The following is a 23,999-nucleotide window of genomic DNA, read 5'->3' on the forward strand; positions in this document are numbered from 1 at the left end:
GGGATTAAACCTGCTCCATCAATTGTGGGCTCACCTCGAGGGCAGCCAAGAGCTTTTTATGTAGGCCACCAAACCCGCCGTTGCTCATCACCACTATGGTATCTCCCGCTTTTGCCGTACTCGCAACTTTAGCGACCACATCATCAATCTGGTGCAGCACAGTGACAGGGATCACCGCGGCTTCCATGGCTTCTTTCATGTTCCAGTCGATGGTATCAGCTTGATATAAAAAGGCTTCATCGGCCTGCATCATAGAATAGGCCAAAGTATCTTTATGCACTCCACTCTTCATCGTATTCGAGCGCGGCTCTAACACCACAGTAATTTTGCTCTGACCAACCTTAGCACGCATGCCCTTTAGGGTCGTTGCGATTGCCGTTGGGTGGTGGGCAAAATCATCGTACACACTGACACCATTAACAGTCCCTAACAATTCGAGACGGCGCTTAGGCGGGACAAACTTTGCCAATGCCGCAATCGCAGCACCCGGCTGTACACCCACATGGCGCGCCGCAGCAATGGCCATAATGGCATTTTCGATATTGTGCTGCCCGATAAGATCCCACTCGAGCACCCCTTGGGATCCGCCATCAAAAAACACTTCAAATTGATGGCAATCATCACTGAGCGCTTTGCCATACCAACCCGTTGCCGATTCGCCGCCATGGAAGGTTTCCTGCTCGCTCCAGCAACCCATATCGATTGTTTGTTTTACCGCTTGGGAATCGGCTGGCCAGAGGATTTTGCCTTCTCCGGGAACGGTGCGGATAAGGTGATTAAACTGTTTTTGGATAGCAGCAAGATCGGCAAAAATATCGGCGTGGTCAAACTCAAGGTTATTAATGGCTAAGGTACGCGGATGATAGTGCACGAATTTGGAACGCTTATCGAAGAAGGCACTGTCGTATTCATCGGCCTCAACCACAAAGAAAGCGGATTGACCTAGACGGGCCGAAACCCCGAAATTTTGCGGAACGCCACCGATTAAAAACCCAGGTTCATAACCGCAATCTTCTAAAATCCAAGCGAGCATGCTCGAGGTTGAGGTCTTACCATGGGTGCCGGCAACCGCCAAAACCCAACGTTCAGGTAAAATATGGTCGGCTAAAAACTGCGGGCCAGAGGTATAAGGAATGCCAAGATTCAGTACGGCTTCGACACAGGGATTGCCACGACTCATGGCATTACCAATGACGACTAGGTCAGGATAGTGCCCCGCATCACCCAATTGGCTTGGGTCAAAACCTTGAATAAGTTCAATGCCTTGCTCTTCAAGCTGTGTACTCATTGGGGGATAGACATTGGCATCCGAGCCCGTCACTCTATGCCCTTTTGCCCTAGCTAATAATGCTAAGCCGCCCATGAAGGTTCCGCAAATTCCTAAAATATGTACGTGCATACCGCTCGCTCTGATGTTTTTGAATTCAAGGCCATTCTAATCCATCACAGAGGAGATTGGCAGGTTAGGATCGCGGAAAAGCGGCTCAATAAGAAAAGATCTGTAGGGGCGCGAGGATATTTTACAATTCAATAATTTTTCTCTAACAGCGTCGAATCACTTGGCTTGTACACTGGCGTAAAGTTTGGCATGTTGACTGCGGTGGCGATTAAACAGGAACTGACGTAGCGCCTCACGCTCTTCGGCCTCAGCTTGAAATTTCACTATGGCTAACCCCTTCTCACTGCGGATAGGCTCGATATCCACTCGCAGGGTCTCACCATCGGGAAGCTGTAATTGTAAATCTTTACTCCCGAGCAATTGGGCGAATTGTTGTTGTGACTTAGCCCGAATAGCCATCCCCGAACTCGATAGGGATGCCACGGACCATTGTTCGCCCTGATCATGGTCAAATATCCACACATCTTCGGCCTGGGTTAAACGCCAGCTACGTTCGACACCCGATGCATCTAACACTTCTGGCACACCTAATGTCGGTTGTAGTTGTCCAAAATCATCCATTTTCATGCACAGGGGGAACCAGAGTTTATAGGGGCCAACTTCAGCGAGTAGGGTCAATTTGGCCTTACCTAAAATGGAGGCAATCACCTGCGGAACCTCAGTCGATACAGTCAACACATGGTTGACCATCGGCTCTTGAGGGAAAGTATCCTGGCTCAACTCACTATCGAGCCGCGTAGGGGTAAATAACTCCCTAAAACAAGCTAATTCCTCTAGGGATAAATGGGGCTCATCCACCATACGACCATCACCTAAAACGAGAGACTTATACAAAAAACTACCACCAAAGCCCGGCACTGTACATTTTTTGTTCTCATCACCAAAAAGAACCCTAGCCTAACGGTGCAAATGCTCTTGCACTATTAGCCATTTAGACTATTTATTGTCGATTAGTGGCTGAACTTTGGCGTAGTAGAATTTAGTCGTCGTGTTTAGCACTCGCCGCAGGGGGAGCAAACAGGATCTGCAATCTCTGCTTAAGGCTTAATCCCTTCGTGGTCACCTCACTGAACATGTCGCGCCATTCGCTAAAAGTGACTTTTAGAGGGTTAAAACTGTTGATCGGCTTAGTGATACCGTAAATCACAGTGTCAACCTCAGGCTCAAAAGTACCGAAGAGCTTGTCCCAAATGATCAAAATCCCCGCATAGTTTTTATCGATATATTGTGGGTTGCGACCATGGTGAACCCTATGGTGGGAGGGTGTGTTGAAGATCCACTCCAAGGGGCCAAGTGACTTAACGGCTTGGGTATGCACAAAAAATTGCAAGCCAAGATTGAGTAACACCACAAAAACCACCCAATTAGGATCGAAACCGACTATGACCAGCGGTAACCAGAAGATCCACATACCGGCAAAGGGGTACATTAAACTCTGGCGAAACGCAGTGCTAAAATTCATATTCTCAGAGCTATGGTGGACGACGTGTGCCGCCCACATCCAACGCACTCTGTGGCTCGCGCGATGAAACCAATAATAACAAAAATCCTGCGCGACCATTAGGGCAATAAAGCTGAAAAGTCCCATTTCAATATCGAAGAGTTTCCAACCAAAGACCGCGAGATATAGCTTAGCGATCAATAACCCGGTAAGCAGATCGGCGCCTTGGTGCATGGCCGCAAGGCTAAAATTACAGAGTACTTCAGGGCCACGATAACCCGCACTCAGGGGTAGCTTTTGTTGCCTATCGCCCAAATACCATTCCAGCAAAATACACACGAAAAAAATCGGTGCTAACACTATTAACAGCACTTCGGGGTGCTGAATTAACGCGGCGATATCCATATGATTTTTCCTATTTTTATTATTATTTATTGTCTACGGGATTTATTACCAACGAGCATAATGATCTTCGGTTAAGCCAAGCACATTATTCAACGAATGGCGTCGTCCCTGATTATCGATAATAGTGCCGCTAAAGTGGCCGATATACTGGCGAAAATTGCTCTTTAGTAGCAGTAAATTACGTTTTTCGCTACGGCAGTTTCTGGCTGAAAACTGCAGTTCGACTTGCCCGTTATGACTATAGATACGCCACACTTCAGCCCCTTGACTGGCATGGCGGTCAAATTCAAACTGGACTGGCCCAAGCAAATGCCGTTCGCCATTAATCCAGAAGACATTTTCGTTGGCGCCAGTTTCATTGACTCCCGCTGCGAGGTTAAGCCCCATAATGCCAGCCTCGATTTGGGCGTTAATCGAAGCCCAGCGCCAACTGGTATCACGGCGCATAAAACCCGCCGAAAAATCATAGCCAGCTAAAGCTTGATTGAGTGGCTGTGGCTCATGTTCAACGGTCAAACTGCCTTTAACGGTTAAGCCATTGTGTTTCTGCGTATAAGTCCAGCCGTTGTAACCCGTTGGGCTACACATCGCCATGGGTAAACTGAGTGGCGCTGGCTGCAACTTAAGGTCGGCTTGAATATGCTGAGTATCGAGGAGCAAGCGCCACCCACCGTCGACTATCTCAAAACTGAACCCAGCCCCTTTGCGGCCAATGCGACTCTTACCATTAGCGGGAGAAGTGGTCATCCGATAGCCAAGCCTTAGGGGTTTTAACCAATGCTGTTGGATTAACCGATTGTTTTTTATGTCGTATACATAGCAAAAAGCGCTGCCGAGATAGGCAATATCGGCCAGCGCTACGCCAATCACGTATCGCGGGGTAACTAAGGAAACAAACTGAAATTGCTTGTAGTCGAAGCGTCTTGCCCAGGCGGAAGCGGGTCTATCCATAGTGTCAAAATAGGCAAAACGGGCGACATCTAAGGATTTCACTATGCCATCGAAATGACCGAAATGCGGGACACCTTTAGGATTGATTAAACTGTCAGGAGCAATTTGAGTGGTGATAGGTAACATGGCTTCGCCCTGCGCTTGCAAAAGTAATGTGGAGCATTCATGCTCTCTAATTCAACGTCGAATTTTTACTCTAACCTGTCCCCCTTTGCATTAAAAGAGTGCAACATCAAATTGTTGTAACTTTGTTATCGAACGTTATGCCATTTAATTCTCGCACGCTTACAAAGTAAGCTAAAACGCGCCTTAAAGGCGCTTAAAGCAAAGCACTGGGCCCTATTAAGCTCAGAATCGATAGCTCATCCCAAAGTTGATCCCCTGCAACTCTAGCTCTTTCATCGGAATATATTGATAATCTAAATTCAAGCCGAATCCCGACTTAAATCGATATTGCCAACCAACGGCACCATAAAAGCCGACATCGTCCGAGTCCATATCCTGCTTATTTATCTCATAGCTTACTTGAGTGTAAGCAGCACCCAGCTTGGCATAAAGACTGTTACCGCGGGACAGCGCATACTCTCCATAGGCTGTGGTTCTAACACCGTTATAACTCAGGTTCTTTATCTCGCTGATAGTACTGACCATCGCACTCACAATCCCACCGGAACCGGCTAAATAACCCGCTTCAAACCCAACATTCTCGTTGAGCATATAACGGTAATATAAGTCGCCATTCACAGTGTCACCTGCATCATATTTACCAGTCTTAGTTTCAAACTCTTGGCTACCGTAACCTAAACTCCCACCCAGAATATGCGGGGACTCGCTTGCATCGGCATTAAGGCTAAGCATCCCCACATTCATCCCTAGCGCTAAAACCCCCAATAAGTAGCATTTTCTCATCATTAGCTTCCCAATTATGCAGTGATAAAAGCCCTCATAATACTCAGCCCCCCTGTATCGAAACTGAACCTAAGTTCCCAAGAAAGTGCTCCGTGGCATCAAAAGTGATTTCTGGTATGCTGTAGCCACTTTATATTTGCACGAGAGAACCCATGAAACGGCTATTACTGACTTTAACTTTTCCCCTGCTATTCGTGGGCTGCGCAAGCCAAAATCCAACCCATATGGCTTTCAGTCCCCAAGTGCCCGATATCAATCAACAAACATCCAGACCTATTCTGATGTCACTCGACACTATTGATACCCGCAATATCGACTATGTGGCACGTTTTATCGAAGAAGGTACTAAGACACGCTTAGTCGGTCCGAGTGAACCGCCTAAATTATTGCTCGATGAAGTGTTCCGCAATGGGTTTACACAAGCGGGTTACCAAATCGATCCCAGTGCGACGAATTCAGTGCAAATTCAATTAGAAGAATTGCAAATGGATGTCACTAAAAAGACTTTTGGCTATGAGGCAAAACACAGTGTGATAATTGCAGTGCAAGCCAAAAACTCAACCCAAGAACTGGTTAAACGTTATAAGGCAAAAGGCATGTTAAAAGGCCCATTAACCCCAGATTTTGCCACCCTAGAACTGGATATGAATAAGCTTCTCGGCCAGCTCACAGGGGAAATTTTAAACGACCCTGAACTGAATCAATTTTTACAGCAATAACAGTAATATTCTGTAATTAATAAGGAAATAAAAATGCTTCGTTGGATATCTGCACTCTTTCTCCTATGTGCCAGTCATAGCGGCTGGGCCATCGACATTCAGCCCGACACTCTCTATCCCCAGGTCGAGTTTGATACCAGTTTAGGCAAAATAGTGGTCGAACTAGATAGAACCCGCGCGCCCATTACCGTAGATAACTTTTTGACTTACGTTGTCAAAGGCGAATACGACAACACCATTTTCCACCGCGTGATCAGTGACTTTGTGGTGCAAGGTGGCGGACTCACCCCTAAGTATGAAGAGCTGCCAGACGGTAAACCGATAGTCAACGAATCAGGAAACGGCCTCACCAACAGCATGGGCACTATTGCCATGGCTCGGGATAATGAACCCCATTCGGCAACTCGCCAGTTTTATTTCAACGTGGCCGACAACACTAAACTCGACCCATCGAAACGCCGCTGGGGTTACGCTGTATTTGGTGAAATCATCGAAGGAAAAACCGTATTAGAAGCTATGGCCGTGGTCGAAACGGCGACCAATGCTAAACTCAATTGGCCCGATGTCCCAGTCACCCCCATTATCTTGAAAACAGCAAAATTACTCCCGAAAAAATAATCCCAAAAATTCGAGCAAAAGCGCTAATTGTACACCTATACTCAAGGAGCAATAGAAAGGAGGCAACGATGACTGTGGTAGAATTCATCGATAATAAGGCGCCCCAACTTGCGCTGTATGGAAAAGCGTTTTTGAGCGACGAACTCGATTTCCATGAAGTCCAGCTCTATCTATGGGATACCCTAGAGGAATGGCAACTGCTAGTCCCGACAGGCGAAGCGCAAACGGAAACGGAAAAAGTGTTTTGGCACGTGCTCCACAGTTTTAGCAAGTGGCCAGACTGGATGATCCGCGGCAATCATTATCTGCGTAAACACATTGATGACTGTTGTGATTTCCTCAGTTTAGGGGGCCGAATGCCAGCGGGTTGTATCGGTATTCGACCTTAGTACTCAAATCACATCACCCTAAAAAAGACTCAGCTTGCTGAGTCTTTTTTATGCCAAGTGGCATAGCTCTGGCGACATTTGCCCCAAAAATGATGGGGCGTTATACCCAAGCTATCTGAAGATACAAATTTCAGCGTCTTCAGTTTGTTTAGGGATAAAAAGCTACTGTGAGTCCAAAGTTAGTCCTTGAATCCAAAGTTAGCCCTTGAATCCAATAGCACCTTGCCCGTAAGCTAGGCGGATTCGATTCTTCGGCTTATGTTTATGTCCGCACCTGTTTTTATTCAACGCACTCTCAATGCTTTAAGCGTTTACAACCATAAGCGCGTTTTGATTCTGCTATTGCTGGGGTTTTCCGCTGGTTTACCGTACATGTTAGTTTTTTCGACGCTATCCTTTTGGCTGCGTGAGGCGGGTGTTGATCGCACCGCTATTGGTTATTTCAGCTGGATTACATTAGCCTACGGCCTTAAGTGGGCTTGGTCTCCCTTAGTCGATAGGCTCTCTCTGCCACTGCTAACTCGCTTTCTAGGGCGACGACGCAGTTGGATGCTGTTGGCTCAGCTATTACTGGTTGGAGCTATTTTAGGTATGTCCTTTAGCGACCCCTTAAAAGATCTCGAATGCCTCGCAATTTTCGCACTTATGGTTGCCTTTGCCTCAGCCACCCAAGATATAGTGATCGATGCCTTTCGGATTGAATCCGCCCCAGAGAAGATGCAAGCCGCATTAGCCGCCGCCTATCAAGTGGGCTACCGCAGCGCCATGATAGTTGCCACCGCAGGTGCGCTTACCATAGCGGCCTGGGTTGAACCCGGTAACACTGAGTACAACTTGCTCGCATGGCAAACATCCTACCTAGTGATGGCGGGGTTAATGTCGATTGGAATATTAACCACCCTCTTTAGCCGCGAGCCCAAGGTTGACACCCGCGCCGTCGATGCAACAGAACTTGAGTTAAAACAACGTCTAAGCGCCAGCTACCCCAAAGCTATTGCCGCCAGTATTTCATGGATATATACCGCCAGTGTGCTGCCCTTTATCGATTTTTTTAAACGCTATGGCTATAGTGCTATCCTCATCCTTTTGCTGATTTCCTGCTACCGGATCTCGGATATTGTGATGGGGATTATGGCGAACGTCTTCTATGTGGACATGGGATTCACTAAGGAAGAAATTGCCTATCTCAGTAAAATCTACGGCCTGATCATGACCTTAGTCGGCGCCGCCTTCGGCGGTGTATTGCTAGCCCGCTTTGGTACTATGAAAATCCTCTTCCTCGGCGCTTTACTGGTCGCCGTAACCAATCTGTTATTCGCTTGGCAGGCGGTGATTGGCTATAACGTGCCCTTCTTAACCTTTGCTATTTCGGTCGATAATTTCAGCGCAGGGATAGCCACGGTTGCCTTTATGGCCTATCTATCGAGTCTCACTAGCAACGGCTACAGCGCGACCCAATATGCTTTGCTCTCTTCGATTATGGTACTGTTCCCTAAATTTATTGCCGGATTCTCTGGCGCCTATGTCGATGCATTTGGTTATGTGAACTTCTTTGTCGCCGCCAGCGTGATCGGGTTTCCCGTGTTATTTTTGATTACTTTAGTCAATAAATATGCACCACACCCAAGCACATCTTTAATGGATGATGCAGAGCGCAACCCTAATAAATCATAGATTTAGCCCGTCACTGACGCACCACATGCCTAACAAAAAGCCCCCAATGCTAAGCATTGGGGGCTTTATTTGTATGCCAGAGTTAAGCCAGCATCAAACAGAACTAATCGCGGAAGTTATTGAATTGAAATGGTTGACCCAATTCGGACTGACGCATCAACGCCATTACCGCTTGCAAATCGTCACGGGCCTTACCCGTCACCCGAACAGTGTCACCTTGGATAGAGGACTGCACTTTAAGCTTGCTGTCTTTAATCATCTTAACGACTTTTTTCGCTATGTCGGTTTCAATACCCTGCTTAAAACGCACCTTCAAGGAGAAGGTTTTACCGCTATGGACCGACTTTTCATCCACATCCATCGCAGAGGGTTCGACATTACGCTTGCAGAGTTGAGTGCGTAAAATATCCACTAGCTGTTTGCATTGGAAGTCGTCTTCCGCCGTTAGCGTTACCACATGGTCTTTATATTCGATGCTGGCATCTTTACCGCGAAAATCAAACCGGCTGCTGAGCTCACGACGAGAATTATCGACCGCATTACGTAACTCAACTTCGTCCACTTCGGACACAATATCAAATGAAGGCATGGTTGCCGCCCCTTAGGTGATGATAAATGCCGATAGTTTACCGACTCCCCACTACAAGTTGAAGGTTAACTTTGTCTTAGCAAGATAAAACTCGGGTTATGGGTGACTTTGACTGCACATTTTCCTATTATTGCCCCACTCGAAGACAATAAAACCGTATTTGTGATAACTAAAAACACCCTATTCAAACTGGCTTTAGCCGTAGCCGTTGTTGTGATCAGTTATCTGGTGTTTTCCAGACCAACCTACTCGCAAAGCATCCCTAATCTCGATAAGGTTGGGCATCTTGGCAGCTTCTTCTGCCTCTCTTACCTCACCTACCTGGCCTTTCGTCCTCGCTGGTATTGGTTATCCTTGGTGCTTGCAGGTTATGCCATCTTGATTGAATTGGTACAATCCCGTTTACCCTACCGCAGTGCTTCCATAGGTGATGTGCTCGCCGATTTTATGGGTATTGCATTGTTTTACTTTTGCCTTTGGGCCTATGGCAAATATTTCCGCGCCGCGCAGTTGCGGGAAGATTAATCCAAACACTTTAAATTGGCGCTGATACAGAAATCTTAAGGCTGCAAATATGACTCATGCTGTGGATATTGCCATTTTAGGTGCAGGTGCCGTTGGGCAACTGATTTGTCGCCAACTGGTTGCTGCGGGTATGAAGGTCGGTTTTATCGGCCGCAATGCCCTCGGCTCTAGTGAGCAGCTACTAAGCTGCAGCCCATTAGTGTCAGCCAATGACTATCAGCATAGCGATCAACATGACGATCAGCAGCAGGCCCAAGCCATTCATTATTCGGTGCCTATCTTAGCGGCCGATGCGCTCGACAATATTCGTCTGCTGATTGTCTGCGTTAAAGCCTATCAAGTGCTCGATGCGCTCTCGCCCTTACTCAAGCACCTACCCAGCCAATGCCATATTTTACTGCTACATAATGGTATGGGTCCCCACTTAGCCTTGGCACAGCTGATTGATGGACAAGCGGGTGGCGGCAGCGGGCTAAGCCTAGGAACAACCTCCCAAGGGGTATTACGCCAAGCCCCTTGGCAGATTCAGCAGACCGGACAAGGGCTAACTCAGTTTGGTCATTTTGCAGGATTTCCCCTCGACGAGCATTACCGTCATGCCCTGCTACATGCCATTCCCGGCAGTGAATGGGTGGACGCTATCATTCCTTGCCTGTGGCAAAAACTCGCTGTCAATGCCGCCATCAACCCCTTGACCGCCATCCATAACTGCAATAACGGCGCACTTGCCCAACCCGAATTTTGCGACACCATTAGCAACATACTCGATGAGCTAGTGAATGTAGCGGCCCATGATGGCATCAGCCTAGATAGACGCAATTTACAGGAAAGGGTTTACCGCGTTATCGAACTCACGGCGACAAACTATTCTTCTATGCACCAAGATATTGCACACCAAAGGCGAACAGAAATAGATCAGATCAATGGCTATATCTGTGAGCGAGCGAAAGTGCACAATTTAAGTGCGCCAGTCAATGTAAAACTCTGGGGATTAGTTAAACAGCTAGAGGCCGAATATCACCGCGGAATATTATAGCCAATCTATTGTTTACAAAGATCTATTGAACATATTTTGACGATAACCGCACTAATATCCCCCCATATTTAAACACCGCCCCCCATGATTCTGCCAATGCACTAGCCTAAGTCAAAACCGATAGGATTGCACCAACGAAGCGCACCAATTCAGGGCGCTTCTACTTCTGATTGCACTCATTTAAAGCAAAAGCTAAGGCTATTTAGGTGCGTGAAAATGTTAATACTATGATAATAAAAACTTTATGGTTATGGCCCAATTCCTGCTTGAACTGTTCAACTTGAGACTAATGTCTGTTGGAGAATAATGTTGAAACTGGTTAGCGCAATAATTAAGCCCTTCAAATTAGACGATGTACGTGAAGCCCTGACTCAACTTGGCGTCCATGGTATGACAGTCACCGAAGTCCGCGGCTTCGGTCGCCAAAAGGGTCACACTGAACTCTATCGCGGCGCCGAATATGCCGTCGACTTTTTACCTAAAATGAAGCTAGAAATTGCCATTCACGCCGAACAGGAAGAAGCGGTAGTTGAAGCCATTATCGCCGCCGCACATACGGGTAAAGTGGGCGATGGTAAGATTTTCGTGACGGCCCTCGAGCAAGTCATACGGATCCGCACCTCGGAAGAAGGAGTGGATGCAATATGAGTTTATCCCCGCTAAAACTCGGCTTAAAAGCACTACTGACACTGCTTATCTGCACTTTTGCTACCACGGCACTGGCCGATGATGCGCAAGTCAATGGTGCCAATACCGCATGGATCTTAAGCTCTTCGGCCCTAGTATTACTGATGACACTTCCAGGACTCGCCCTATTTTACGGTGGACTCGTCCGTAGTAAGAACGTGTTATCTATATTAATGCAGTGTTTTTCTATTGCCGCTATCGCCTCAGTACTCTGGTTTGTAGTTGGCTATTCCATTGCCTTCGATACGGGTAATGGCTTTATCGGTGGCCTCAGCAAAGCCTTCTTGGCAGGGATTGGCCGCGATAGCCTAAGCGGTGATATTCCTGAACCCCTGTTTATGCTGTTTCAGATGACCTTTGCCATCATCACACCAGCCTTGATCATCGGCGGGTTTGCCGAACGGATGAAGTTCTCGGCGGTGCTGCTCTTTTCGAGCACTTGGTTACTATTAGTGTATGCGCCCATTACCCACTGGGTTTGGGGTGGTGGCTGGCTAGCCCAGCTAGGACTCTATGACTTTGCTGGCGGAACCGTAGTACATATCACGGCTGGTGTTGCGGCTTTAGTGGCAGCCAAGGTACTGGGACCCCGCAAGGGATTTTTAAATTCGGCGATTATGCCCCACAACCTGACCATGACAGTCACAGGTGCAGGCATGCTGTGGGTCGGTTGGTTCGGTTTTAATGGTGGCAGTGCACTCGGGGCCAATGGCACTGCCGCCATGGCGATTCTTGCGACTCATCTGGCAGCCTCCATGGGCGCCATGACGTGGGCGGCAATTGAGTGGCTTAAATTTGGTAAACCCAGTGCCCTTGGCATAGTCACGGGCATGGTAGCGGGTTTAGGCACTATCACCCCAGCCTCGGGTTATGTTGGTCCGGCTGGCGCCCTAGTGATAGGGCTACTGGGTGGGATCGTGTGTTTTTATTCAACGGTTTATATCAAACAGAAACTTAAAATTGATGACTCATTAGATGTCTTCCCCGTCCATGGCGTCGGCGGCATACTGGGCACACTATTGGCGGGGGTCTTTAGCTCGACACAGTTAGGCGTTTTCAGCGGTTACGGCTTTGCCGCTGTGAATGACACTATGATTGACCAACTTGGCGTGCAAATTATAGGGGTTGCAGCAACCTTCACTTATACCGCCATAGTGACTTGGTTATTGTTTGTGATTATCCGCAAACTACTCGGAGGGCTTAGGGTAAGCGCTGAGCAAGAAGTCAACGGCTTAGACCTATCCGAGCATGAAGAGACGGGGTATAGCCTGTAATAAAACATGGGGGCACCAAGATGCCCCCATGCTCTTGTATATTGGCACACACTAGTTGAGCCTATCTTTCACTAACCACAGTTTTAAATCTTCTAGTTTCATTGGTTTAGCAAAGAGATATCCCTGTAAAAAATGCACTTGGCGATGGGTTAAATAGTCCGCCTGCTCCTGGGTCTCGACCCCTTCGGCCACCACAACATAATTCATCTTATGGGAGAGTTCGATAATCGTATCGAGCACATGGGAGGTCACCGACTCATGCCCTATGGTATCGATAAAACATTTATCAATTTTTAAGTAATCTAGCGGCATGGTTTGCAGCAAAGATAAAGTGGTTTGCCCAGTCCCAAAGTCATCGATTGCCACTAGAACCCCCAATTGCCTTAGCCCTTCAATACGTTGACAAATATCGGTTGTCAGCAACTGCCGCTCGGTGATTTCAACCAGAGGTTTAACGCCAATCCGCGCGAGCGAATCACGCAAGTGTATAAACTTAGCTTCAATATCGCTTTGGATAAAATGTTCTGGGGCTACGTTGAAGCCAATTCTAAACCCAGCTTCCACTTCCATATCGGCAAAATCTACCAGCGCCCGTTCAAATATATAATTCGTAAGAGGAACAATAAGTTGACTATCTTCTGCTATGGGAATAAACAAATCGGGCCGCACTAAACCCATTTGTGGATGTTGCCAACGCACTAACGCCTCGACCCCTTTCGCCTTACCATCCCCAGTGCTTATCACTGGCTGGTAAACTAAGAAGAACTCTTCATTTTCTATCCCACTGCGAATATCGTCCGCCAATGAATGTCGGCTCTTTTTACGCCAGAGCAGTAACCCAGACAGCAAGAGGAAGATAAAGAGAATGGGCAGTAATATCCCAAAGTAAATCCAAAAGAAATGCCAAAAGAATGCATTAGACATCTCCAATAAAATGAGAAACTCCTTATCATCGGCCAATACACTAACGACTTCCCCCTCACCGAAGTGAGTTTCACTGGGTAAAGTTGCACCATGCAAACCAAGCACGACAGTGTCAACGGGACGGGGAGAGACTTCAGGTTGAATAAAACTATCAATAAGATACTGCCCTTCAAGCACTACAATTGCACCGCGGTGCGTCTGTGCATCCTTAGAGATAACGATAATGGCAGGGACCCCTAGTCGAGCCGGAGTTTCGGGCACTATATAGCGAGCAGAGTCCTTAAGTTGATACTCAGGTAAGAGTGAATTAAGCGGTAACTCGATATTCCCTGTCATAGAAGAGCAATAAAAGGTTTTATCGTTAAATAAAAGTACGCCACGGTAATAGGGCCTAAACCTCATATACTCGCGGAGTTTGCCACAGTCGCCCTCCTTGAGGGTCATGGCAAATTCACTAATACTGTCCGACTGCAGTAACAACTCATCAAGACGCTCTAAATTAAAGTTTCCCACTTCCCGCGCTTTATCATGCACAACATAGCCAGTGATGGCATAACTTATCCCCAAGGACAGCAAAATGGGCAGCGACAGCAATAATCCCCATTGCTTGAATGTCAGGCTAAAAGTGGTGAGTAATTGGCGCATGCTTTTTTGTATAAAGTTTAAACGGGTCAGCATCCTAGCAAATCCCTTATTAAATTGTTGTAACAATATGTATTTTAACCGTGAATCTTGCAAATGTTCAAAACAAAATTAAAGACGTTCAACATGACTAAAATCAGGATAGAAACAATCTATCTTAATCAATTATGGTTGAATGAATTGCATTAAAAAGCCGATATACCATGCAAATAAAGAAGCCCAAGTGTAGCCCCAAACAGCCATCAATACCGCTGCGGAAGCTAATCTTGGATGAAAAGCACTAGCGATAACGGGTGCAGAAGCTGCACCACCAATATTACATTGACTCGCAACCGCTAAATACATGATAGGTAAACGAAAAAATACGGTAAAAATCAGTAAAATAATAATATGTATAGAAAACCAAATAAGTCCTATACAAACGTAGTAAGGAGCAGCACCCAATGCACTAACATCAAAATTCAACCCCATCAACATAATCATAATGTAGATAAAAAAAAGAGCAACCTTACGCGTTTCCTTAACTAAGACATGTCTTGCATTTGTTAAAGAGAATAACAGTCCTAAAAAGGTAGCTATTAACACTGACCAAAAAAAATCAGAAGTAAGATTGTATTTGAACAAATATGGAAAATAGTAAGCCGTTGTGTTGGCAAGTATGGATGACAGATCTTTACTAAAGAACATCACCATAAAGAAAGTCAAACCCAATATCAGTGTCCAATAATACCTTTCCCATTTATCTATGACTTTATACTCAACATCAGAACAAAATGTCGGTCTATAACTTTTATCAGCTTTAAGAAAATCATCGATTTTATCCTGACGTTCTGCAATAAAAAGTAATATAACCATCCATATACTGGAAAAAATAATATTAATAGCCATCATTACTGCAAATATTGCATCACCAACATGATGAATTTCTTTTATTGCTAATTGATTAGCTGTTCCACCAAGCCAGTTTGCCATCAAGGTTGACATGCCTTTCCATGCAGCATTATCTCCCTGCCAAGCAAGCTCATACGGAAAAAATATAGAACCAAGCCATAGACTCAATGGCCCACCAATGCAGATACTCACAGCGCCTAACACAAACATACCTAGTAGTTTTTTGCCTACTAAGCTTAAAGCGAAAAAATCTGTACTTAAGATCAATAAAAATAAACAACTTGGCATAAAGTGTGTTTTTGCCATGTCACTAAGTTGACTATTACTAGCATTAATAATATTTGACGAGCTAAAAATAGCAGGTAAAGCATAACATACTAACATTAAAGGAAAAATTTTATAAAATTTTTTAAAAAAACTTATCGATGATGCATGTGTATAAAAAACACCCCATAGTAAAAGCGCTAAAAAAACTCCTATTTCAAGATCTGATGACAGCAAATTAGTTCACCTACTAGAATAATTAGCACAAAGGGTTATATTGCTGCTTACTAAAAGCTAAAAAACTCATGCTTAATGCAGACAATTCTTCTCCTTCACGCTGAATTGACCAATAAGTTCTTTTATAGTCCCATCCATCCACAGACAATAAAATAAGGTCCTCTCTAGCTAATTCAACATCGATTGCTAACATAGGTAGTACACTCAAACCTATACCAGTTCCAATAGCCCTTTTAATTGCTCCTATTGTTGACATGCATATTTCATCACGAACATGAATATTTAAACTTTTTAGTAATTGAATTGCACGAATTCGAGAAAGCGATGCCTCATGGTCGAATATCCATAATTGTTCACTAAGCCATGCCTTTGTATTTACATCACTAGCCGCAGGATGAGTTGCACCACTCACAAGACAAAGATTATCTTGCAACCAGTGCTCACAAATGAGATTTTTACTCGCAGGTTTTGCATCAATAAAGCCTAAATCAAGCTCCCTTTCTGAAACCATTTTTTCAATAACTAAGCTATTATCAATGACTAGTTTTATTTTTACATCTGGATATTGACTCTTAAATAAAGGGATTTTTTTAGATAACACATAGTTACCCGCAGTTTTACTGCTCCCAATAGTTAGAGTTCCCTTAATACCATGTTCAGAAAATGAAAATATATTCTCTAATTCCTTTCCTTTACAGAGCATTTCATTTGCATAGGGTAATATGATTTCACCATGAGCATTCACAACCAAACCACCAGCAACACGCTCAAATAATCTACACCCTAAAGAGCTCTCTAACTCTTTAAGCGCCATACTTACTGCAGGAGTTGACATATGAAGCACTTTTGCCGCTTTTGAGATCTGCCTCTCAGAATGTATGGCTTTAAAGATCATTAGCTGCCTTAGTGTTATCCGCATCATATACTCCGTGGGATAAAATCAATTTATTAGCAGTATCATAGTTCAAAACCCTCACAAGTAAACATGATAAGTATCTAATTTTCATAAAGCGGCCATTTAGGCCGCTTTATATAGTGATTAAAATAGATATTTTGTAGACACAAAAACAAGGGTATCGTCAAACTCAGTATGTCCTTTGGCATCGGTATAATCACCATCAAAATAGGAAATACCTACCCCAAATGTCAAATCCTTCTGAGCCTTAAAGTCAACACCTAGCGAATATTGACTTACATCACTTTCTTTCAACGTTTTTAGATCTGCTCCAGCATTTTTTGTAACTTTACCAAGCCCTGCATCATCTTTTAAATATTGAAGCTTTATATCATATTTATCAATTGGAACACTCATACTTAATAGATAAGAGTTTCCTTTAATATTGTCATAAAGATTAGATTCTGAATGTTGGTACATAGCACCCAATTTTACCGATGCAATGGAAAGACCACCGACCAATCTCGTTGCCTCTAGCAGATTCAAACCATCCGCATAAGCAATTGAAACATAGTGATTATTTTTCTTAAGTGATGCATCACCTAAGGTTAAGCTAACTGCATAATTATTTTGTTTTTCAGATAGTTCTGGATTTTTTTTATTAAAATCTTTATCAAAAACATAACTGACACCCATGGTCACACCAGCAACTTTAGCACTATTCAATGTTACTGAATCACCTAATCTATCGTTACCCGCAATGATCATATTCATATCGCTTGATGTAATATTAAATAAATCCACTTTTCCTTCAGCACTTTTAAAGACAGTATCATTTCGTCCGAACACAGCTGACCCATAATTAGTTTTAAAACCTAAGTAAGAGTTTCTAGGTTTAAAAATATTGGTATCATCGTTATCAAAACTTTCTATCCCTGCTTCAAATTTATATAGCAAACTAAAATTATCATATACACCATATTCTCCTTTAACGCCTAAATACGATGCATAATTTTCAAGGGAAAAACCATCAACCTTTTCATTACCAGAAAGACCATTACTTGAGTTTGCAACACCAAGCCATAATCGCCCATAAAAGTCTAGTGGTTCAGATACAACTTGAGTAGAACAAATTAAAATTGCACCAAGACAAGTATATTTAACAGTTTTCATTGAAATCACCTTTTTAGAATATAAAAACAATTCCATATTAGTGATTTAATCCAACACATCTCAGCCTTAGATCACAACTAACCAACAAATTCACACAGTTAAATATAACTTAAAATCAATTAAATTATATTTAACAACATCGATTCATTGCGCAACATCACTATTTCAGGATGAAATATAACTATCATGATATAAAACTGATAAAGACACACTTGGAGAAATGTATGAAAATAAAATATTTGAGCATATTTATATGTTCAATTCTAACGGCTTCATCATGGGCTGCTACGGATAATAAAAATGATTTAGCCTCTTTTCATAAAAGTATCGATGGCTGCAAAACCTGTCATGCAACACCTAACAAGGTAAGTGATAGTGAAACTTTTGAAAATCAACAATGTAAATCCTGTCATGGTGATTATGCAAAACTAGCAAACCCTAAACTAGAAATCGATCCACACTCTTCACATTTAGGCGATATTAACTGTACCTCTTGCCATAAAGGGCATGAACAACCAAAGCTATATTGTAACGAATGCCATTCATTTGAAGGGCTCGACATGCCTTTTAATAAAGCAAAAGCCAAAGAGCCGTGGGATAAGGGTTGGGATAATGAGGCAATAAATAAAGCAATTGCTGCGGGCCCTAAAGAAACAACGGATGTGATTGTTGTTGGGGCCGGTAGTGCCGGGTTTAATGCAGCAATAGCAGCCAAAAAAGCGGGTGCCAACGTTATATTGCTTGATAAAGCACCGTTTAGTGGTGGAAATTCGATGCTCGCCGCTGGTGGATATAATGCAGTGGGTACTGTTCAGCAAAAAGACCACAAGGTTGAAGATAAAATCGAATGGTATGTCGAAGACACTATGAAAGGCGGACGGTATGCGAACGATCCTAAATTGGTGCAAATATTAGCGGAGCAATCAGCTGATGGCATTAAATGGCTAGAATCTTTGGGCGCAAACATGGACGATTTGAAACGTTCAGGCGGCGCTAGAGTCGATAGGACACATCGACCATCTGGAGGCTTAAGTGTTGGTCCACATATTATCGATGTACTTAGAAAAGCATCTGTAAATGAAAGTGTTGATACAAGACTCAACTCTAAAGTCGTCAAACTGGTTATTGATGAAGACCAAAAAATTGTCGGCGTTGTCGTCCACGGTAAACACTCCGGCCATTATATGGTTGCAGCAAAATCAGTTGTTCTTGCGACGGGAGGATATGGTTTTAACAAAGAAATGGTCGCATTTTATCGCCCCACATTTAAAGGTATGACGAGTTCAAACAATATCACTTCAACAGGTGATGGTATTGAACTTGCCAAGGCAATCGGTGCGAGTATGACAGATATTGATTGGGTACAAGCTCATCCGACTGTGGGAAAAGATAGCCGCATTTTAATCTCGGAAACCGTACGAGGTGTAGGTGCTATTATGGTCAATAAAGATGGCAATCGTTTTATCAGCGAATTAACTACTCGCGATAAAGCATCCGATGCCATTCTCAAACAACCTGAACAATATGCTTGGTTAGTCTTCGATAATGAGCTTTATAAAAAAGCAAAAATGGTTCAAGGATATGACCATTTAAATATGCTGGAAAAAGCAAATACGGTTTCTGAACTTGCAAAAATCACAGGTATGAAAGAAAACGCATTAGAAAAAACGATTTCAAACTACAATCGCTATTTTAAACAAGGTAAGGATGAAGATTTTGCTCGCGAACAAATGCCATTACCACTAGAAAAGGCCCCTTTTTATGCCGTAAAAGTGGCTCCCGGTATTCACCATACTATGGGTGGTGTCGCAATTGATACCAAAGCCGAGGTGCTGAATATTCAAAGTAAACCGTTGGTTGGCTTATTTGCAGCGGGCGAAGTCACAGGTGGTGTGCATGGATATAATCGCTTAGGTGGTAATGCCGTCGCTGACACTGTAATTTTTGGCAAAATTGCGGGTACAAATGCAGCAAAACACGCACTAAACCAAAAGTAGTGGTGATATTAAAATGAGAGATCAACAGGTCTCTCATTTTATCTGTACTTATATGTATTACCTTAGATGTATTCTTAAGATCTCATTTAAGTAAATACATCTTATCCTTCGTCTTTTTCATCGTAAATATTGGCAATTTACTTTATTGCCCGAGCATTAAAAACTCCCCTGCTATTTTTGAGAGGTTATTCAACCTCTCTTTTTTATGCTTACTTACTAGTGTCAATGGGTTCGAATGATTTAACCAAATCATCCATCGCTTTCATTTGCTTCAGATAATTTTCTAACTGATGTAAAGGCAGCGCACAGGGGCCATCACACTTAGCATTATCGGGATCGGGGTGGGCTTCAATAAACAGGCCCGCTAGGCCAAGCGCCATACCACTGCGGGCTAATTCTGTCGCCTGTGCACGACGTCCGCCAGCGGAATCGGTACGGCCACCGGGACGTTGCAGCGCATGGGTCGCATCGAAAATCACCGGATAGCCAGATTGCTTCATCTCATCCATACCTAGCATATCGACGACTAAGTTGTTGTAGCCAAAACATGAGCCACGTTCGCAGAGGATGATTTCGTCGTTACCCGCTTCATTAAATTTAGTAATGATATGGCGCATCTCGTGGGGCGCTAAAAACTGCGGCTTTTTCACGTTAATGATGGCGCCGGTCTTCGCCATGGCCACAACCAGATCCGTTTGACGGGCAAGGAAGGCTGGCAACTGAATGATATCGACCACTTCGGCAACGGGGGCACACTGATAGGTTTCATGCACATCGGTGATCAGTGGCAAGTTAAAGGTTTTCTTGATTTCTTCAAAAATCTTTAACCCTTCCTCCATGCCTGGACCACGGTAGGAATTAATAGAAGAGCGATTCGCCTTATCGAAGGATGCCTTAAATACATAGGGGATCCCCAATTTTTGGGTCACTTCGGCGTAGGTTTCAGCAATCGACATAGCGAGATCGCGAGACTCAAGCACGTTCATGCCACCAAACAACACAAAAGGTTTATCGTTTGCAATTTCGATTGAACCTAAGTTTATGATTTTATTACTCATCGCAACTTCTCTCTAAAATGCTGGAACCTTGCCAGCGGTGAATAGGAGCTAAGGCGGCTATACCGCAACTAACTGTAAAATTTGACCACAAATCCACGCCATATAAGTGCCTAGCACATAACCAAATACGGCTAACAATACCCCAACGGGGGCTAATGCGGGGTGAAATGCCGCAGCGACCACAGGTGCCGATGCCGCACCACCGACGTTGGCTTGGCTGCCCACCGCCATATAAAACAAGGGGGCCTTAATCAGTTTAGCCACCAATAACATAAAGCCTGCATGCACTATCATCCAAATAATGCCCACCAAAAAGTACAAGGGCGTGTCGAGCACTTTACTGACATCCATATGCAAACCTATGGTTGCCACCAGAATATAAAGGAAGGCCGATGCCACCTTCGATGCCCCAGCCGCTTCTAAGTGACGCACAGGGCTGAAGGACATGGCTAACCCTATGGTTGTCACTATGACCACTAACCAGAAGAACTTAGAGGTAAAACTGTAATCCTCAGTCCAAGGGTAGTTGGCCTCGAAAAATGGCCCCAGAAAATCCGCGGCAATATGGGCGACACCCGTAATGCCAAAACCCACAGCGACAATGAGCATTAAGTCCCGTAGGTTAGGAATACGCGCATTTTCAGCATGATATTTTTCAACTTTGTTTTTTAAAGTCTCGATAGCGGAGGTATCGGCGCCAGTCTTTGCGTCTATCTCTTTGGCTTTCGATGCCATAAACAGCAATACCGCCATCCAAATATTGGCCACAATCACATCGACTGTCACCATTACTGAGAAAATATTGCCGCCCACCTCATAAATTTCTTTCATCGCCGCTTGGTTTGCGCCGCCGCCAATCCAGCTTCCCGCCAGCGTTGTCATGCCGCGCCACACCGCATTGGGGCCATCGACGCCAATAAGAGAAGGTTCGATAAATGACACAGCAAGCAGTGCAATGGGCCCACCGATAACTATCCCTATGGTTCCCGTTAAAAACATGACAACAGCTTTAGGGCCAAGACCTAAAATAGCTTTTAAATCAACGCTTAAAATCAGTAAAACTAGACAAGCGGGCAATAGATAGCGGGACGCGACAAAGTACAACTGCGATGTATGGCCATCTATCACCCCAAAGGTATTTAATAGTGACGGCAAGAAATAACACAATAATAATGCCGGAATAAAACGGTAAAATTTTTGCCAGAAAGGATGACGACTGCTACTGGTATAAAAAACAAAACCTAATATTGTGGCGAGTATCCCGAGCGCCACCGCGTCATTAGTAACTAATGCTGTGCCTGTCATGCTAATGTCTCCCTGTTTAGTACAGTTTATTGTATTTATGGTTATCACTGCATGTTGCAGCCCTGAGTCAAACTTCCCATCTGCCCAGTGTTATTTTTGTATTGGATTCAATAATAAATAAGAAAGAGCCCCGAAAGGCTCTGCTTTTAATGATAGATTTCGGCATGCTCGTTTAACTCTTTGAGCTGCATCTTCACAATTTCGATTACCGGATCGTGCGGGCTATTATCGACAAAATGCTGTAAATCGGCGGCAGCCACATTGATACAGCCGAGTTGCTGGGCGATAAAAGCGCGCTCTCGATTGAGGTGCACATCATCGGGGTGCCACTGCAATAACAAACCACAACATTCCATCGCCGCCTCAAATTGATGGGAAACGATGCAACCCGCCTTAAGCTCGTGCAACATGCGGGAAATCAGCTTTTTGACCGATGCCGCCTTTAAATAGCTCGGCTTTAACTCGGCCGCGTTACCTAACTCCCCGCGGACTAACACATGTAATTGGTGTTTTGTCAGTTCATTGCCCGTTAAAGGGTCGAGATAGCGCACCTCCCCCGCAATCTTGCTTCTTAGCACTGTATTACCCGGTAATAACAGCGGCTCCAGTTCTAGATCGAGCTGTTTTGCGAGTAACATCAATACCGTAGCTAGCGTGGTGCTATTGCCTTGCTTACTGATAAGGCAAGTACCTAAGTCCGCCGCCTCAACACTGAAGTAATTGTCTCGCACACAAAAACCGAGATCGTGATAAAACCAATGCAATAGTGCATTTAGCCGCTGCTGCTGATCAACCAAGTAGTGACTTAATACGGCTCCCGCCAATTCAAACCAGGCCCACTTCGCCGCCTTAAGGTTTGAAAAGCCAAGGTGAGCACCTAAATCCAATGCCGACTCGGGCAATGAAATGCCATCTTGCAGAGTGTATTTACCCATTAACCCAATAATACCGCTTGTTTAAAATGCGCCAATTTAGCCGCGTAGACTAACCAACCTATAGCACCGAGGAAGGCGAATACTTTGAAAAGTTTGTTTCTATTCGCTTTTATCGCAATCACGCCTAGGGCAATATAAGCCACAACCGCACCAATTTTTTCGGTCAACCAAGGATCCACAAAGGGATATTGCTTGATCATAAAACATAAAGTTAAGCCCGAAAGCAGTAAGAAAGTGTCGATCACATGGGGAGCGACCTTGACCAATTTCTTATCCATCAGTGCAGACTGACGTAAATGCAGTACAAAACGAACGATAAAAAACAGCACACTTAGGGCAATTAAGGTTAAATGCAGATGCTTAACAGCAGGATAAAGACTGTAAAAAGTTTCCATTGCGATACTTATGGCCAGTGACAAAGGCGCTAGTTTACCCTAATCGTTACGCCAGACCAATGCCTAAGGCTGTAGATTAACGCACTCAATTCAATTCATAAATTGATAGGAAATAATAATGAATTTACTGCTAATTGACGATGAATCGACCGACTTTGCCGAAGCGGTAAGACAAAAAATCGTCGCCTTTAATCAAGTACAATGGCAAGGGCTTAGCCGTAAAAACCTCGGGCTGAAATTGCAGGACTCAGAGGGTAAACTGCTAGCGGGCATTAGCGGAAAAACCTTCGGCAACTGGTTTTTGATTGATTATCTTTGGGTCGATGAATCCCTAAGGCAGCAAAAAATCGGTTCACGGTTATTATTGGAGGCAGAGCTCAAGGCAAAAGCGCGTGGCTGCCAATTTGCCCTACTCGACACCTTAGATTTTCAAGCCAAACCCTTCTACGAACGCCACGGCTACCATGTGCAATGGATACAGCAAGCCTACCCCGAAACTGGCAGCAAATTTTTTATGGTAAAAGTGTTGTGATCTTGACCTCCTGTGACCATCTTCAGTGCTTTGGGCATTCTCCGTCGATCATCCTGTTATCTCCGGAACGCTCATCTGACTCACAGCGCCAAGCATAGCAAGCCATCGCTGGAATATCGCGCAAGCTTACAGACA

At 44.5% G+C, this 23,999-nt stretch carries 24 protein-coding genes; 10 read left to right on the forward strand and 14 right to left on the reverse strand.

The window, feature by feature from the left end; translation table 11 throughout:
• Positions 1–4: 4 nt before the first annotated feature.
• From mpl to COW15_RS05420, 5 genes are all read right to left on the reverse strand, one after another.
• Positions 5–1,399, reverse strand: coding sequence for a UDP-N-acetylmuramate:L-alanyl-gamma-D-glutamyl-meso-diaminopimelate ligase (mpl, locus tag COW15_RS05400; protein WP_293630731.1), 1,395 nt, complete (start codon positions 1,397–1,399; stop codon positions 5–7).
• A 156-nt stretch (positions 1,400–1,555) separates the two neighbouring features.
• Complete coding sequence (locus tag COW15_RS05405) at positions 1,556–2,200, reverse strand: hypothetical protein (protein ID WP_363699897.1); 645 nt, start codon at positions 2,198–2,200, stop codon at positions 1,556–1,558.
• Positions 2,201–2,378: 178 nt separating this feature from the next.
• Positions 2,379–3,245, reverse strand: a complete 867-nt coding sequence (locus tag COW15_RS05410; protein ID WP_293630735.1) for a sterol desaturase family protein — start codon at positions 3,243–3,245, stop codon at positions 2,379–2,381.
• Positions 3,246–3,290: 45 nt separating this feature from the next.
• Positions 3,291–4,322, reverse strand: coding sequence for a DUF2804 domain-containing protein (locus COW15_RS05415; RefSeq protein ID WP_293630737.1), 1,032 nt, complete (start codon positions 4,320–4,322; stop codon positions 3,291–3,293).
• Between the two features lie 222 nt (positions 4,323–4,544).
• Complete coding sequence (locus COW15_RS05420) at positions 4,545–5,105, reverse strand: porin family protein (RefSeq protein WP_293630891.1); 561 nt, start codon at positions 5,103–5,105, stop codon at positions 4,545–4,547.
• Positions 5,106–5,257: 152 nt separating this feature from the next.
• Between COW15_RS05420 and COW15_RS05425 the strand changes: the two genes are divergently transcribed.
• The 4 genes from COW15_RS05425 (at position 5,258) to COW15_RS05440 (ending at position 8,505) form a co-directional block, all read left to right on the forward strand.
• Positions 5,258–5,824: a YajG family lipoprotein gene (locus tag COW15_RS05425; protein WP_293630738.1), complete on the forward strand. Its 567-nt coding sequence runs from the start codon at positions 5,258–5,260 to the stop codon at positions 5,822–5,824.
• A 33-nt stretch (positions 5,825–5,857) separates the two neighbouring features.
• A complete protein-coding gene (locus COW15_RS05430) occupies positions 5,858–6,442 on the forward strand; it encodes a peptidylprolyl isomerase (protein WP_293630740.1) in 585 nt (194 codons plus the stop codon).
• Between the two features lie 68 nt (positions 6,443–6,510).
• Entirely contained in the window at positions 6,511–6,831 is a 321-nt protein-coding gene (locus COW15_RS05435; RefSeq protein ID WP_293630742.1) for a hypothetical protein, read from the forward strand.
• A 264-nt stretch (positions 6,832–7,095) separates the two neighbouring features.
• Positions 7,096–8,505, forward strand: coding sequence for an MFS transporter (locus COW15_RS05440; RefSeq protein WP_293630744.1), 1,410 nt, complete (start codon positions 7,096–7,098; stop codon positions 8,503–8,505).
• Between the two features lie 103 nt (positions 8,506–8,608).
• Here COW15_RS05440 and COW15_RS05445 read toward each other — a convergent pair whose 3' ends face one another.
• Positions 8,609–9,094, reverse strand: a complete 486-nt coding sequence (locus COW15_RS05445; protein WP_293630746.1) for a YajQ family cyclic di-GMP-binding protein — start codon at positions 9,092–9,094, stop codon at positions 8,609–8,611.
• Positions 9,095–9,256: 162 nt separating this feature from the next.
• On the opposite strand from COW15_RS05445, the gene COW15_RS05450 reads away from it, so the two are divergent.
• The 4 genes from COW15_RS05450 (at position 9,257) to COW15_RS05465 (ending at position 12,616) form a co-directional block, all read left to right on the forward strand.
• Positions 9,257–9,619: a VanZ family protein gene (locus COW15_RS05450; RefSeq protein ID WP_293630893.1), complete on the forward strand. Its 363-nt coding sequence runs from the start codon at positions 9,257–9,259 to the stop codon at positions 9,617–9,619.
• 49 nt (positions 9,620–9,668) lie between these two features.
• Entirely contained in the window at positions 9,669–10,655 is a 987-nt protein-coding gene (locus COW15_RS05455; protein WP_293630748.1) for a 2-dehydropantoate 2-reductase, read from the forward strand.
• Positions 10,656–10,964: 309 nt separating this feature from the next.
• Positions 10,965–11,303, forward strand: a complete 339-nt coding sequence (locus COW15_RS05460; protein ID WP_293630895.1) for a P-II family nitrogen regulator — start codon at positions 10,965–10,967, stop codon at positions 11,301–11,303.
• A complete protein-coding gene (locus tag COW15_RS05465) occupies positions 11,300–12,616 on the forward strand; it encodes an ammonium transporter (RefSeq protein WP_293630750.1) in 1,317 nt (438 codons plus the stop codon). Before COW15_RS05460 ends, COW15_RS05465 begins: the two co-directional genes overlap by 4 nt.
• Before the next feature lie 51 nt (positions 12,617–12,667).
• Here COW15_RS05465 and COW15_RS05470 read toward each other — a convergent pair whose 3' ends face one another.
• The 4 genes from COW15_RS05470 to COW15_RS05485 all read right to left on the reverse strand — a co-directional run bounded on the left by COW15_RS05470 (position 12,668) and on the right by COW15_RS05485 (position 17,642).
• Positions 12,668–14,218: an EAL domain-containing protein gene (locus COW15_RS05470; RefSeq protein WP_293630751.1), complete on the reverse strand. Its 1,551-nt coding sequence runs from the start codon at positions 14,216–14,218 to the stop codon at positions 12,668–12,670.
• Positions 14,219–14,347: 129 nt separating this feature from the next.
• Positions 14,348–15,574 carry a DUF819 family protein gene (locus tag COW15_RS05475; protein WP_293630753.1) on the reverse strand — a complete coding sequence of 409 codons (1,227 nt, stop codon included), beginning with the start codon at positions 15,572–15,574 and terminating at the stop codon, positions 14,348–14,350.
• A 22-nt stretch (positions 15,575–15,596) separates the two neighbouring features.
• Positions 15,597–16,469: a LysR family transcriptional regulator gene (locus COW15_RS05480; protein ID WP_293630755.1), complete on the reverse strand. Its 873-nt coding sequence runs from the start codon at positions 16,467–16,469 to the stop codon at positions 15,597–15,599.
• Between the two features lie 144 nt (positions 16,470–16,613).
• Positions 16,614–17,642 (reverse strand): porin, encoded by a 1,029-nt coding sequence (locus tag COW15_RS05485; protein ID WP_293630756.1) that lies wholly within the window; start codon positions 17,640–17,642, stop codon positions 16,614–16,616.
• A 224-nt stretch (positions 17,643–17,866) separates the two neighbouring features.
• On the opposite strand from COW15_RS05485, the gene COW15_RS05490 reads away from it, so the two are divergent.
• Entirely contained in the window at positions 17,867–19,639 is a 1,773-nt protein-coding gene (locus COW15_RS05490) for a flavocytochrome c (protein ID WP_293630758.1), read from the forward strand.
• Between the two features lie 209 nt (positions 19,640–19,848).
• On the opposite strand, the gene kdsA is transcribed toward COW15_RS05490, so the two are convergent.
• From kdsA to COW15_RS05510, 4 genes are all read right to left on the reverse strand, one after another.
• The gene (gene kdsA, locus COW15_RS05495) at positions 19,849–20,697 is read right to left on the reverse strand and encodes a 3-deoxy-8-phosphooctulonate synthase (RefSeq protein WP_293630759.1); all 849 of its coding nucleotides are present in this window, start codon (positions 20,695–20,697) and stop codon (positions 19,849–19,851) included.
• 57 nt (positions 20,698–20,754) lie between these two features.
• A complete protein-coding gene (locus tag COW15_RS05500) occupies positions 20,755–22,002 on the reverse strand; it encodes a DUF819 family protein (protein ID WP_293630761.1) in 1,248 nt (415 codons plus the stop codon).
• A gap of 146 nt (positions 22,003–22,148) precedes the next feature.
• Positions 22,149–22,937, reverse strand: a complete 789-nt coding sequence (locus COW15_RS05505; RefSeq protein ID WP_293630762.1) for a tetratricopeptide repeat protein — start codon at positions 22,935–22,937, stop codon at positions 22,149–22,151.
• A complete protein-coding gene (locus COW15_RS05510) occupies positions 22,937–23,332 on the reverse strand; it encodes a SirB2 family protein (protein WP_293630764.1) in 396 nt (131 codons plus the stop codon). Before COW15_RS05510 ends, COW15_RS05505 begins: the two co-directional genes overlap by 1 nt.
• A gap of 118 nt (positions 23,333–23,450) precedes the next feature.
• Here COW15_RS05510 and COW15_RS05515 point away from each other — a divergent pair, with 118 nt between their 5' ends.
• Positions 23,451–23,864, forward strand: coding sequence for a GNAT family N-acetyltransferase (locus COW15_RS05515; RefSeq protein ID WP_293630765.1), 414 nt, complete (start codon positions 23,451–23,453; stop codon positions 23,862–23,864).
• Positions 23,865–23,999: the final 135 nt, after the last annotated feature.

The sequence above is a fragment of the Shewanella sp. CG12_big_fil_rev_8_21_14_0_65_47_15 genome, assembly GCF_002783505.1.
GTDB lineage: Bacteria > Pseudomonadota > Gammaproteobacteria > Enterobacterales > Shewanellaceae > Shewanella.